This window comes from Bradyrhizobium sp. PSBB068 (assembly GCA_016839165.1).
Taxonomy (GTDB): Bacteria; Pseudomonadota; Alphaproteobacteria; order Rhizobiales; family Xanthobacteraceae; genus Bradyrhizobium.
Window position 1 is genome coordinate 813,776 of the sequence record CP069300.1, and the last position, 11,156, is coordinate 824,931.

Consider the following 11,156-nt stretch of genomic DNA (forward strand, 5'->3'; position numbering starts at 1 on the left):
CGGTCACGATGCGGCGCGCTGCCCGCCCGGCTGCATATGCTTGAGCAGCACCGGCGCGGTCTTTGCCATGCCGTTGATGGTCTCGAAGGCGAGCTTGATCGCTACGGCTTCCGCGATGGCGCGTCGCGTTTTGGTCAGCACCTTCACGAGGGCGAGCTGAGACACGGTCGACAGGTCCGTGCGGCTGGGGAAAGCTGCGGTGCGGTTGGCAAAGGCGAGCCGGCGCAGCTCGAACGCAGCACGCAGGGGCGGCATTTTCGGCGCATGGCCCGGTGCGACGCCGAGCGGGACGAATCCCCATTGGCCTGCTGGGGCGTTCGGTCCGCGTGCCGCGGCATAGCTTTGATAGATCCCCGCAATGTCCGGAAAGATGCGCGGATCCCAGGCGCCGCCCGGCGCGCCCGCATGGGTCAGGATGCCGTAGAGGGCGCCGAACGTGCTCGTGATCGGGACCTCCCGCCAGTCGGTGCGATCGCCGGACAGCACCATGTTGATCCTTTGGGAGAAGATCGCGCGTCCGGGCGCGTACGGATGGTTGTCGACATCGAGTTCGTCGGCATTGCGCATCGCGCACTCGCCGACGAAAGCAGCCGTGGCGGAGATCATGTCTTCGCACCGGAACATGCCCTTGCTCTGCCCTTCAGCCATCGCTTGCGCGAGCTGCGACAGTCGCTCGACCAGATCGGAGTGTTGATTTTGCATTGCCGGCCGTCCTCGGAGGTTTGCCGGCGAGAGTTTGACCGTTCCTTCATTAAGAATTCTTATGCCGAATACCGACAAGCCGCTGCATCTGATCGCGGTTCGATCCGCTGTAGACAGCAGGGCGATTGCGGCATCCCCTATTCCGGACGCAACTGCGTCCCGGGAACTCAGCCGTTGAGCAGCGCGACGATGCGGTCGGGAAAGCGCTGCTCGACGAACAGGGTCCTGACTTCGGCGACGCTGAGATAGCGGTCCTTGCCTTCGCCCTTGCCCATGATGTCGAGCAGTACGGGCCATTCGCCGAGCATCAGCAGCGGATAGTAGCAGTGCAGGATGGCGTAGGACGGCGGATGCTGGTCCTTGGCGCGCTGGAAGTTCGCCGCCATGAAGGTCTTGATCTCGGCGGCCGACAGCCCGCGTTCGACGCTGCCGTCGGAGGCCTTGTAGTCCGAGCCGAAGGTGGCAAGCCGCGCGATCTCGTCTTCATGCACGACGGCATGCTGGTCGAGGATGCGCGAGCCGGCGCCGTGCTTGTCGAGCGGGCCGTTGCGCAATTGGTCGAGGATCGCGCCCTGCAACAGGCTGCGCATCTGGCTGAACGGGCTGATGCCGTTGGCCATCTGCGCGACCATGAAGATCTTGGCGCCGGCGCTGAGCGCCGCAAGGCCGGTCTTGCCGGTGGCGCGGTCGATGGTTGCGGTCAGCTGCGGTAGCGGCACGATGTGGCCGCCGACATAATTGCCGGCGACCAGCGCGCGCAGGAACGGGCAGGGATTGTCAGGGGAGACCTGCGGGGCGGGCGCCGCGCTTGCAGCCGTATCGGACATCAAACCACATCCTGAAAAGCTTCAGCCTAGAAAGCATCCGTTACCGGTGAATGAATTCGCTCAGGAATCGACGGCGAATTTCGACGCGGATGCAACCAGAGCGAGTTTGCCGAAGGGGAGGCCGGCTTTCAAGAGGCCGTCGCGATAATGCGCGATGTCGGCCGGGTTCTTCCAGTGGAAATTGCGCAAGTGACGTTCGACCGTCAGCTTGGGATGGTTGGCGAGTAGCGCCTCGGCCGCCTGCGCGGCTTCGTCGACACGGCCGAGCTGGGCGAGCGCGGCGGCGCGCACCGCAAGGCCCTGCAGATGGTTCGGGTTGAGGTAGAGCGTTTCGCGCGACCACGACAGCGATGCGTCATATTGCCCGAGCAGGTAATGGCTGAACGCGTTCAAGGCGCCCCATTGATAACGCGGGTCGCTGTTGCCGCGCTGGACCGCCGTCGAGAACAGCTCGACTGCCTGGCGATGATCGCCGATCACCATGTGGCAGATGCCGAGCACGCCGCGCGCGCCCATGTCGTAGGGGTTGAGCTCGATTGCCCGCTTGATGGCATCCATCGCGGCTTCGTAGTGGCCCTGCATCGCGTGCAGATAGGCCAGCAGCGAAAATGCGAACGATGAGCGCGGATCGAGCCGGACGCTGCTCTCGGCCAGGCTGACCGACGAGGCCCACAATTCGCGCGTGCTCGGAATCCAGCCGAACTGGACGCTCTGGATCTGGATCAGCGCGAGATAGGCGCGCGCGATCGACAGCGCGGGATCGAGCTCGATCGCCTCCTTGAACAGCGCGATCGCGGTTTCGCTATCGGCCTTGGTCTGGTGATAGTAGTGCGACAGGCCCTTCAGGAAGCGATCCCACGCGGTCAGCTCGGAGTTCGGCGAGCGGGCCGGCGCCGAGGCTTCGGCGCGGTAGATCTCCTGCGCGACCGCGGCGGAGAGGTTGGCGGTGATCTCGTCCTGCATCGCGAACAGGTCGCCCATGTCGCGGTCGTAGCGGCCGGTCCACAGCTGTTCGCCCTTCTCGGGCGCGATCAGCTCGGCGGTGACGCGGATCTTGTTGCCGGCGCGCCGCACCGAACCCTGGATCAGATAGGTGGCGTCGATCTCGCGGGCGATCAGGCGCGTCGAGACGTTCTTGCCCTTGTAGGCGAAGGTCGAGTTGCGGCTCAGTACGCGATAGAAGGATTGCAGCGACAGTGCATGGATCAGATCTTCGGTCAGGCCGTCCGAAAAATATTCGTCGGCGCTGCCGCTCAGATTGTCGAACGGCAGCACGCCGACGATCGCGGTCCGGTATTGCCCCGGCAGACGCGGCCCGTCTTCCGGCGTGTGCTCCTGGGTATCGGATCCGGCCGGTGCCCAGGTCCAGACATTGACCGGCTCGGCGATGTTCTTGAAGCGATGCGGGCCGGCATCGGTCAGCGTCACGGCAAGCCGCCGCCCCGCCTCGGTGCGGGCCTTGTCCGACACCGCGATGCCGCCGGGCGATGCCACCGTCTCGAGACGCACGGCGATGTTGACGTCGTCGCCGAACACCTCGTCCTCGTCGGCCATGACGTCGCCCATGTGGACGCCCATCCGGAAATGCATGGCGCGGTCGGCCGGCAAATGTTCGTTGCGCTCGGCCATCAGGGTCTGCATTGCGACGGCGGCCTCGATCGCTCCGATGATGCTCGGAAATTCCAGCAGGAAGCCGTCGCCGGTGTTTTTGACGATCCGGCCGCCATGGTTGAGGATGATCGGATAGATCGCGCTGCGGTGCGCCTTGAACGAGGCATGCGTCCCCGCCTCGTCGACGCCCATCATGCGGGAATAGCCGGCGATATCAGCGCAAAGAATGGCAGCGAGCCGTCTTTCCATGTCTCCCGTGCCCTGGAATGGCCACTTAGCCGAGGTGACCGAATCCGATACTTACAAGACAGCTCGGGTCCGGCGGAAGCTCGGTTTACGGGCACCTATAATGCATTGTAGCAGGAATTGGCATGCGACCAACGGATCGTACAGTCCGTTTCTCTACCGAATTCGTGTGTCGCTGGGATGGCGCAGCTTGGCTGACCGTCCTTTCCGGTTCGTTACTTACATAGGTTAATCTCGCCGCATGCTGGGAATTCACGAACTTTGGTTGTTTGTCCTGTCCGGGCTGCTGCTCAACGTCACGCCCGGGCCGGATACCGCTTATATCATTGGGCGCACGATTCAGCTCGGGTGGCGCGGCGGTGCGGCTGCAGCAATCGGTATCAGCTGCGGCTGCCTCGTCCACGTGCTGGGTGCCGCGATCGGGCTGTCGGCGCTGCTGATGGCGTCGTCGACCGCATTCCTGGCCGTCAAGCTGATCGGCGCGGCCTATCTGGTGCTGACCGGCCTGCAGATGTTGTTGTCGCGCACCAAGCCGATCGCGGAGGTCGCGGGGCAGGCCGGCGAGACCTCGATCTCGCGCGTGTTCTGGCAGGGCGCCCTGACCAACATCCTCAACCCCAAGGTGGCGCTGTTCTTCCTGGCCTTCCTGCCGCAATTCGTGGCGGCGGACTCAGCCCATAAGACGCTCGCCTTCCTGGTGCTCGGGCTGATCTTCATCACCGGCGGCACGCTCTGGTGCCTCGGCCTCGCGGCCTTTGCGGCGAAGGCCGCCGGCGGCATCCGGCAATCGGCGGGCGCGATCGGCTGGATCAACCGCTCGCTCGGCGCGCTGTTCATCTATCTCGGCGTCCGCGTCGCCATGCTGGAGGCGCGCTAGCGGTCGCCAGAGCGTTTTCGAGCGAGGTGGCTTACCGGTTCGCGTGAAGAAAACGCGTCAAACAAGAATCTAGCCGTGGATCTTGAGCAGCGCGCTGCCGGCGAGGTAGATGCCGAGCAGGATCATCGAGATCAGGAACCAGCGGCGGAACACGTCGGGCTGCATCCTTGTGCGGACCGCCTGGCCGATGAACATGCCGGTGAATGACGCCATCATCGCCACCGCACCCGGCAGCGCGGTCGCCGCAGTCAGCAGGCCCGAGGCCGTGAGGTTGAAAGCGAGCGCCAGGGTCGCGTTGGTGAAGAAGACGCCGAGCGCCTGCACCAGCTCGTCCTTGTCCATGCCGATCGCCTGCATGAACGGCACCGAGGGGATGACCTGGACGCCGGTTGCGGCCGAGATCAGCCCGGTGATGAGGCCGACGATGCCGCCGACCCATTTCTCATGGCGCCGCGCGACCTTGAAGTTGAACCGGCTCAGGCCGACGATCGCGTAGATCACCAGCAGGGCACCAAGCACCACGGTGCCGTAGGCCGCGTAGGGCCCGGTCAATAGTCCGGCATTGATCCAGATTCCGACGACGGTGCCGAGCATCAGCGGCCACAGCCGCCTGAGGATGTCGCGCAGATAGGGGCCGACGAAGGTCTGCCAGATATTGGTGACGATCGCCGGCACGATCACGATCGCAATCGCCTGGCCCGGCGCCATCGTGGTTGCGAGCAGCCCCATCGCGACCGTCGGCAGACCGAGGCCGAGCGTGCCCTTGACGAAGCCGGCGAGCAGGAAGGCGAAAGCGATGAAGATCAGCAGATGGTCGACCATGGCGGGACATTGACCGATCGACGCGATCGGCACAATCTGGAGGTTACGGAGTTAGCCTTCGGGCATCCCGAAGGGGCGGAACGGAAAAAATGATGCGGTTCGACCTGATCGACTTGCAGTTGTTCATTGCGGTTGCCGATGCGCGAAGTATCACGCAGGGCGCGGTGCGCGCAAACCTTGCGCTGGCCTCTGCCAGCGAGCGGATCAAGGGCCTCGAGGAGGCGCTCGGCGTCGCACTGCTCAAGCGCGGCCGCCGCGGCGTCGAGCTGACGGCGGCGGGCGAGAGCCTGCTCGGCCATGCCCGCATCGTGATCCACAATGTCGAGTCGCTGCAAAGCGATCTCGCCGCCTATGCCAGCGGGGTGCGCGCCAACGTGCTTCTGCTCGCCAACACCTCGGGTCTGTCGGAGCATCTGCCGCGCGCACTCGCGGCCTTCCTGCACGAACATCCCGATATCAGCGTCGATGTCGAGGAGCGCGAGAGCACCGATATCGCGACCGCGATCGCCAGCGGCGCCGCCGATCTCGGCTTCGCAGCCGAGCACGCGCTGCCCGACAGTGTCGAGCGCTTCCTGTTCAGCGAGGACCGCCTGATGCTGGTGGCGCCGCGGCGCAGCGATCTCGGCAATCGCCGCCAGATCGACTTTCAGGAGGTGGTCGGGCGCGATTTCGTCGGCCTCACGGCGACGTCGGCGTTGCAGGTCCATATTTCCCGCCATGCGGCAAAGCTCGGTGCGCGGCTGCGCTTCCGTGCCCGTCTGCGCGGCTTCGACGCGATCTGCCAGATGGTTGCAGCCGATGTCGGCATCGCGGTGATTCCGGAAACCGCGGCCCGGCGCTGCGCGGCTTCGATGCCGATCACGACGATAAGGATTCGCGACGCCTGGGCCAATCGCCGGCTCACGATCTGCGCCCGCAGCTTCAAGGCGCTGCCGCGCGCCGCCAAACAGCTCGTGGAATATTTGCAGGCCGAAGCGCAGCGCTGATCAAGGAGAGTGCCATGCTCACCGTCTGGGGCCGCCGCAGTTCGTTCAATGTGCAGAAGGTGATGTGGCTGATCGGCGAGCTCGAGCTGGCGCATCAGCATATCGATGCCGGCGGCGCGTTCGGCGGGCTCGATGCACCGGCCTTCCTGGCGATGAACCCGCACGGCCGTGTGCCCGTCATCAGGGATGACGAGGCAACCGTCTGGGAATCCCACGCCATCCTGCGCTACCTCGCCGCGCGCTATGGCAACGGTCGCTTCTGGTCCGACGATCCCGTCGTCCGGGCGCGGGTCGACGGCTGGATGGACTGGTCGCAGACCGCGCTGCAGCCGGATTTTCTCGGCGGCGTGTTCTGGGGATTCTTCCGCACCCCTGAAGCGCAGCGCAATTGGCCGGCGATTGAGACGGCGCTCGCCCGCTGCGAGCAGCATTTCGCCAAGCTGGAACGCCTCCTTGAAAGCAACCCGTTCCTGCTCGGCGAGACATTGTCGTTCGCCGACATCACCGCAGGGACCTCGCTCTATCGCTATTTCGAGCTCGAGATCGCACGCCCGCCGTTGCCGGCCGTCGAGCGCTGGTATCGGAGGCTGCAACAGCGCCCGCCGTTTCGTGAGCACGTCATGCTTCCGTTCGAGGAGCTGCGCGGCCGGCTCGATTATTAGCGTTACTTCGCCGTCACCACGCCGGCGTCCTCGATCACCTTCGCCCATTTCCTGATGTCGGCAGCGATGAAGTCGCGGAAATGCTCCGGCGTGTCGCCGGCCAATGTCAGGCCCTGCTCGGCGAGCTTTGCCTTCACGGCCGGATCGGCCATCGCCTCGGTGGCGATCATGTTCAGCCTCGTGATAATCGCCGGCGGCGTTCCTGCGGGGGCGACCATGCCGTACCAGTTCTCGATGATCAGGTCGGGCATGCCGGCCTCCGTCGTGGTCGGCACGTCGGGCGCGGTCGGGGCGCGCTCGCGGCCCCCGAGCGCGATCGGCCGCAGCGTGCCCGCCTTGATCTGCGGCAGGATCACCGGCAGGTCGAGGAAGGTCATCTGCACCTGCCGACCCAGGAGATCGTTCACTGCCGGCGCCGCGCCGCGATAGGGCACGTGGACGATGTCGATCTTCGCCGTCAGCTTGAACAATTCGCAGGCCAGATGCGGCAGGCTGCCGGGGCCGGAGGAGGCGAAGTTGAGCTTGCCCGGCTGCGCCTTGGCGAGCGCGACCAGCTCGCTCATGTTCTTTGCCGGCACGTCGGTGGCGACGACCAGCATTTCCGGCACGGTGGCGACCAGCGTCACCGGGGCGAGATCCTTCAGCGTATCGTAGGCGACCTTTTCCATGCTCGGGCTGATCGCGAGCGCGCCGGCGCTGGCGATCGCAACCGTGTAGCCGTCGGGCGCGGCCTTCGCGACCGCGTCGGTGCCGAGCACGCCGCCCTGGCCGGCGCGATTGTCGACGATGATCGGCTGCTTCACCAGTTCCGATATCTTCTGTCCGATCACCCGCGCGATGATGTCGTTCGGCCCACCCGGCGGGAACGGCACGATCAGCCGGATCGGCTTGGTCGGGAACTCCTGGGCCGAAGCTGCAATGGGCGTGAGAAGCAGGAGAACGGCTGCCAACAGCCTGCCGCAAATCGTCATGTGCGCCCACCCCTGACTTTTCTCGTTGCAGTCAGGATGTGCGCAGATCAATCGTCCGGCAACCCGAGAATCAGGCGTTGAGCAGCTTCATCGCGGCTTCGTGCACGCGCGGATCGCCGGCTGCGATGATGCGGCCGCCGCCCTGCGCCGGCTTGCCGTCCCAGGTGGTGACGACGCCGCCGGCGCCGGTGACGATCGGGATCAGGCCGGCGATGTCGTAGGGCTTCAGCTCGGTCTCGATCACGAGGTCGAGATGGCCGGCCGCCAGCATGCAATAGGAGTAGCAGTCGCCGCCGTAGCGCGACAGCCGCGCCGCGTTTTCGACCCGGCCGAAGCGGGCGCGGTCATCCGGATTCATCAGAAGCGGGCTCGTGGTGAAGGTGGTCGCCTCCTTCAGCGAGGCGCAACGCCGCACCGAGAGCCGCCGTCCGCCCGACGGCCCGGAATAATTCGCCGAGCCGTTGTCGCCGGAGAAGCGCTCGCCGATATAGGGCTGGTGCATCATGCCGAATACCGGCGTACCTTTGTGCAGCAGCGCGATCAGCGTGCCCCAGATCGGAAAACCGGCGATGAAGGACTTCGTGCCGTCGATCGGGTCGAGCACCCAGACATAGTCGGCGTCTTCGCGCTCATTGCCGAACTCCTCGCCGACGATGCCGTGCTGGGGGAAGTTCGCCTTGATCAGCCGTCGCATCACCGCTTCGGCGGCGCGGTCGGCTTCGGTGACCGGATCGAAATCGTTCGAACTCTTGTTGTCGACCGAAAGCGAGGTGCGGAAGAAGGGCAGGATGGTTTCGCCGGATGCGGTCGCGAGGCGGCCGATGAAGGCGGTGAAGTCGATGACCGTCACGGCTTGTCCCTGAAATGCGCAAAACGACGCGGTAGAGGTCGGATGCGTTCTTGCCTAGCTCAATCCAATGCTGTGCGCACGATTAACGCAGCGTTATCCCAGCCTGATGACCCGGTTTCGGACTTTCGATTTGGCTTCGGATTCGAAAGCCTCTCTGGCTGCTGGCCGGATCACGAAGTCGCGAGTTCTGGTATACAAGCTATGCGCAAAGCGCCGTCTGACCGGGGTTTATCCCGTAAGTCTCTGATACTGAACAACAAAAATTTCCGGCGCGGGCCTGTGGCAAATGCGACAGCCTACTAACAAATACGCAGGAAATGTTTCGAAAGTTCTTGCGTTTTGTGCAGCGCGGTCGCATATTGTTGCGGTGCGGTAGCGCCTCGCGCTATCGCTGCCCTCCTTGGGCGTTTCCTCCCTAGACTTGGGCCGCTTGTTCATTCAAGCGGCCCTTTTTTCTTGGTTCGACGACTTCCCGGCGTGAATGCGGAATCCAATTTCGCATCCGGTCACGCCACCAACTGAATTCCCCGTTCACGACTTCGTCGATCACCGCATGGCTAGTCGACGACGCAGCTACTCAGCAGCCGCCTGGAATGGGCCGAGATCTCCGAACGGAATCTTTGCGAGAGCATCGGCGAGTGTCGCGAAGTCGGCGGCCACCTGGGCGAAGCGCGGTCCGCGCTCACGGTGGCGCTCATCCATATAGACCGCGCGGTTGAGCTCGATCTGCACGGTGTGCAGGCCGCTCGCCGGGTTGCCGTAATGCTCGGTGATGAAACCGCCGGCATAGGGCTTGTTGCGGCCGATCGAATAGCCGAGCGAGCTCATGATCTCCTCGACGAGGTCGGGCAGCAGCGGCGCGCAGCTCGTGCCATAGCGGTCGCCGATCACGACGTCGGGCCGGCGCGGCTCGTCGCGCGACACGCCGATCGACGGCATCGAGTGGCAATCGACCACGATCACGGCGCCGAACGCCTGGTGCGCCTTGTTGATCAGCCGGCGCAGCGCGCGGTGGTAGGGCTTGTACAGCACCTCGATCCGCCGCAGCGCGTCATCGACGTCGAGCCGCTCGCGGTAGATCTCCTGTCCGTCGCCGACCACGCGCGGGATGGTGCCGAGGCCGCCGGCGACCCGCATCGAGCGGGTGTTGGCGAAGCTCGGCAGCCGCCCGGTGAACATCCGCGGGTCGAGCTCATAGGGCTCGCGGTTCACGTCGACATAGGAGCGCGGGAAGTTGACCCGGACGATCGGAAAGCCGCGCTCGCTCACGCCGGCGATCAGCTCGTCCATGAAACTGTCTTCGGAGCGGCGCAGCGCCGCCACATCGATGCGCGATGCCTCGAGGAATTCGGCCGGGTAGACCGAGCCCGAATGCGGGGAATTGAAGATGATCGGCGCGCGCCAGGCCTGCGGCTCAACGATCTCGAACGGGGGCGACAACTCGCCAGCAAATTCGGTCATTCCCTTGGCGCCGTCCCTTGCGTCCGCCTCGCCCCGCAAGAACTGGTTCTGCCGGAAAAGCGGAGATTTATGGGCAGGCATTGTCGGTAATCGCGATCATTCTGCCAAGTGAAAAGAGTGTGGCGCGCCCTGGAACGCGTCTTAAAAGCGGGAAATGCCGCTGATGGTTGATTCGACGCGTGGTTCGGTCCACAAATCGCTGGTGCGCATTTGCCGCTGGCTTGACGCAAATTTCACCCGAAATTTACCGTCTGTCGGGCTTACTGTTCGGACTGCTCCTCCAGCCGGATTCGACGATTCCTGCCATGCCGAAAATACTTCTCGCCGAAGACGACACCGATATGCGCCGCTTCCTGGTCAAGGCGCTCGAAAATGCGGGATTCAAGGTCTCGCCGCACGACAACGGCATGTCGGCCTACCAGCGGCTGCGCGAGGAGCCGTTCGAAATGCTGCTGACCGACATCGTGATGCCCGAGATGGACGGCATCGAGCTGGCGCGCCGTGCCTCGGAACTCGATCCCGATATCAAGATCATGTTCATCACCGGCTTCGCCGCGGTGGCCCTCAATTCCGATTCGGAGGCGCCGAAAAACGCCAAGGTGTTGGCCAAGCCCGTGCACCTCAGGGAATTGGTCAGCGAAGTGAACAAGTTGCTGGCGGCCTGATTCGCCAAAAAACCTTCACTTTGCATCCTTGCCTGCCCCGCCGCGGTCCGTTATAGGGACCCGATCCAAACATGGCTTTGGGTGCGTAGCTCAGCGGGAGAGCACTACCTTGACATGGTAGGGGTCACAGGTTCGATCCCTGTCGCACCCACCACGCTTCGCCCTGACGGGCTTCGCGTGGCGCAGCCACGCCGGAGACCGCCAGAGCGAAGCGTGTCCGGCGTAGCTTGAACGCGAAGTGAAAGCGAAGACGGACGACCGCGCCGAAGCCCAAAGGGCGCAGGCGGGCCGTTGGCCGCGAGCTTCGGCTCGTCAAGCCACGCGTCGCGATGACGGTTCGGATGAGATACAGCTTCGCGTTCTCGCGACGTGGCGTGGCTGGATGCCTCGGTTGAGGACGAGCACTGCGCGTAGCGGGATAACGCAATCCCAGCCAAATTTAGGAAGCGCCCAGCTTGGTGTCGCAATTCGGCACC

General features: G+C 64.5%; 11 protein-coding genes and 1 tRNA gene. 5 read left to right on the top strand and 7 right to left on the bottom strand.

Going from position 1 to position 11,156, the window contains the following annotated elements; translation table 11 throughout:
• Positions 1–3: 3 nt before the first annotated feature.
• The 3 genes from JQ507_03855 to JQ507_03865 form a co-directional block, all read right to left on the bottom strand.
• Positions 4–780 (bottom strand): hypothetical protein, encoded by a 777-nt coding sequence (locus tag JQ507_03855; GenBank protein ID QRI70681.1) that lies wholly within the window; start codon positions 778–780, stop codon positions 4–6.
• A gap of 89 nt (positions 781–869) precedes the next feature.
• The gene (locus tag JQ507_03860; GenBank protein ID QRI70682.1) at positions 870–1,529 is read right to left on the bottom strand and encodes a hypothetical protein; all 660 of its coding nucleotides are present in this window, start codon (positions 1,527–1,529) and stop codon (positions 870–872) included.
• 60 nt (positions 1,530–1,589) lie between these two features.
• Positions 1,590–3,389 carry a tetratricopeptide repeat protein gene (locus tag JQ507_03865; GenBank protein QRI70683.1) on the bottom strand — a complete coding sequence of 600 codons (1,800 nt, stop codon included), beginning with the start codon at positions 3,387–3,389 and terminating at the stop codon, positions 1,590–1,592.
• Positions 3,390–3,627: 238 nt separating this feature from the next.
• On the opposite strand from JQ507_03865, the gene JQ507_03870 reads away from it, so the two are divergent.
• Entirely contained in the window at positions 3,628–4,263 is a 636-nt protein-coding gene (locus JQ507_03870; GenBank protein ID QRI70684.1) for a LysE family translocator, read from the top strand.
• Between the two features lie 69 nt (positions 4,264–4,332).
• On the opposite strand, the gene JQ507_03875 is transcribed toward JQ507_03870, so the two are convergent.
• Positions 4,333–5,085 carry a sulfite exporter TauE/SafE family protein gene (locus JQ507_03875; GenBank protein QRI70685.1) on the bottom strand — a complete coding sequence of 251 codons (753 nt, stop codon included), beginning with the start codon at positions 5,083–5,085 and terminating at the stop codon, positions 4,333–4,335.
• 92 nt (positions 5,086–5,177) lie between these two features.
• Between JQ507_03875 and JQ507_03880 the strand changes: the two genes are divergently transcribed.
• Both JQ507_03880 and JQ507_03885 read left to right on the top strand, forming a co-directional pair.
• Positions 5,178–6,071, top strand: coding sequence for a LysR family transcriptional regulator (locus JQ507_03880; GenBank protein ID QRI73163.1), 894 nt, complete (start codon positions 5,178–5,180; stop codon positions 6,069–6,071).
• Between the two features lie 14 nt (positions 6,072–6,085).
• Positions 6,086–6,733, top strand: coding sequence for a glutathione S-transferase (locus JQ507_03885; GenBank protein ID QRI70686.1), 648 nt, complete (start codon positions 6,086–6,088; stop codon positions 6,731–6,733).
• Positions 6,734–6,735: 2 nt separating this feature from the next.
• Here JQ507_03885 and JQ507_03890 read toward each other — a convergent pair whose 3' ends face one another.
• The 3 genes from JQ507_03890 to JQ507_03900 form a co-directional block, all read right to left on the bottom strand.
• Complete coding sequence (locus JQ507_03890; GenBank protein QRI70687.1) at positions 6,736–7,704, bottom strand: tripartite tricarboxylate transporter substrate binding protein; 969 nt, start codon at positions 7,702–7,704, stop codon at positions 6,736–6,738.
• A gap of 70 nt (positions 7,705–7,774) precedes the next feature.
• Positions 7,775–8,554: a histidinol-phosphatase gene (hisN, locus tag JQ507_03895; protein QRI70688.1), complete on the bottom strand. Its 780-nt coding sequence runs from the start codon at positions 8,552–8,554 to the stop codon at positions 7,775–7,777.
• Between the two features lie 573 nt (positions 8,555–9,127).
• Positions 9,128–10,015, bottom strand: coding sequence for an N-formylglutamate amidohydrolase (locus JQ507_03900; protein QRI70689.1), 888 nt, complete (start codon positions 10,013–10,015; stop codon positions 9,128–9,130).
• 305 nt (positions 10,016–10,320) lie between these two features.
• On the opposite strand from JQ507_03900, the gene JQ507_03905 reads away from it, so the two are divergent.
• Complete coding sequence (locus tag JQ507_03905; GenBank protein QRI73164.1) at positions 10,321–10,680, top strand: response regulator; 360 nt, start codon at positions 10,321–10,323, stop codon at positions 10,678–10,680.
• 79 nt (positions 10,681–10,759) lie between these two features.
• A tRNA-Val gene (locus tag JQ507_03910) sits at positions 10,760–10,834 on the top strand.
• The last annotated feature ends 322 nt before the right edge of the window (positions 10,835–11,156 follow it).

Coding starts and splice junctions, on each gene's coding strand:
- JQ507_03860 (QRI70682.1), bottom strand. CDS start 1,529: ATGTCCGATACGGCTGCAAGCGCGGCGCCCGCCCCGCAGGTCTCCCCT.
- JQ507_03875 (QRI70685.1), bottom strand. CDS start 5,085: ATGGTCGACCATCTGCTGATCTTCATCGCTTTCGCCTTCCTGCTCGCC.
- JQ507_03885 (QRI70686.1), top strand. CDS start 6,086: ATGCTCACCGTCTGGGGCCGCCGCAGTTCGTTCAATGTGCAGAAGGTG.
- JQ507_03880 (QRI73163.1), top strand. CDS start 5,178: ATGCGGTTCGACCTGATCGACTTGCAGTTGTTCATTGCGGTTGCCGAT.
- JQ507_03905 (QRI73164.1), top strand. CDS start 10,321: ATGCCGAAAATACTTCTCGCCGAAGACGACACCGATATGCGCCGCTTC.
- JQ507_03900 (QRI70689.1), bottom strand. CDS start 10,015: ATGACCGAATTTGCTGGCGAGTTGTCGCCCCCGTTCGAGATCGTTGAG.
- JQ507_03865 (QRI70683.1), bottom strand. CDS start 3,389: ATGGAAAGACGGCTCGCTGCCATTCTTTGCGCTGATATCGCCGGCTAT.
- JQ507_03890 (QRI70687.1), bottom strand. CDS start 7,704: ATGACGATTTGCGGCAGGCTGTTGGCAGCCGTTCTCCTGCTTCTCACG.
- JQ507_03870 (QRI70684.1), top strand. CDS start 3,628: ATGCTGGGAATTCACGAACTTTGGTTGTTTGTCCTGTCCGGGCTGCTG.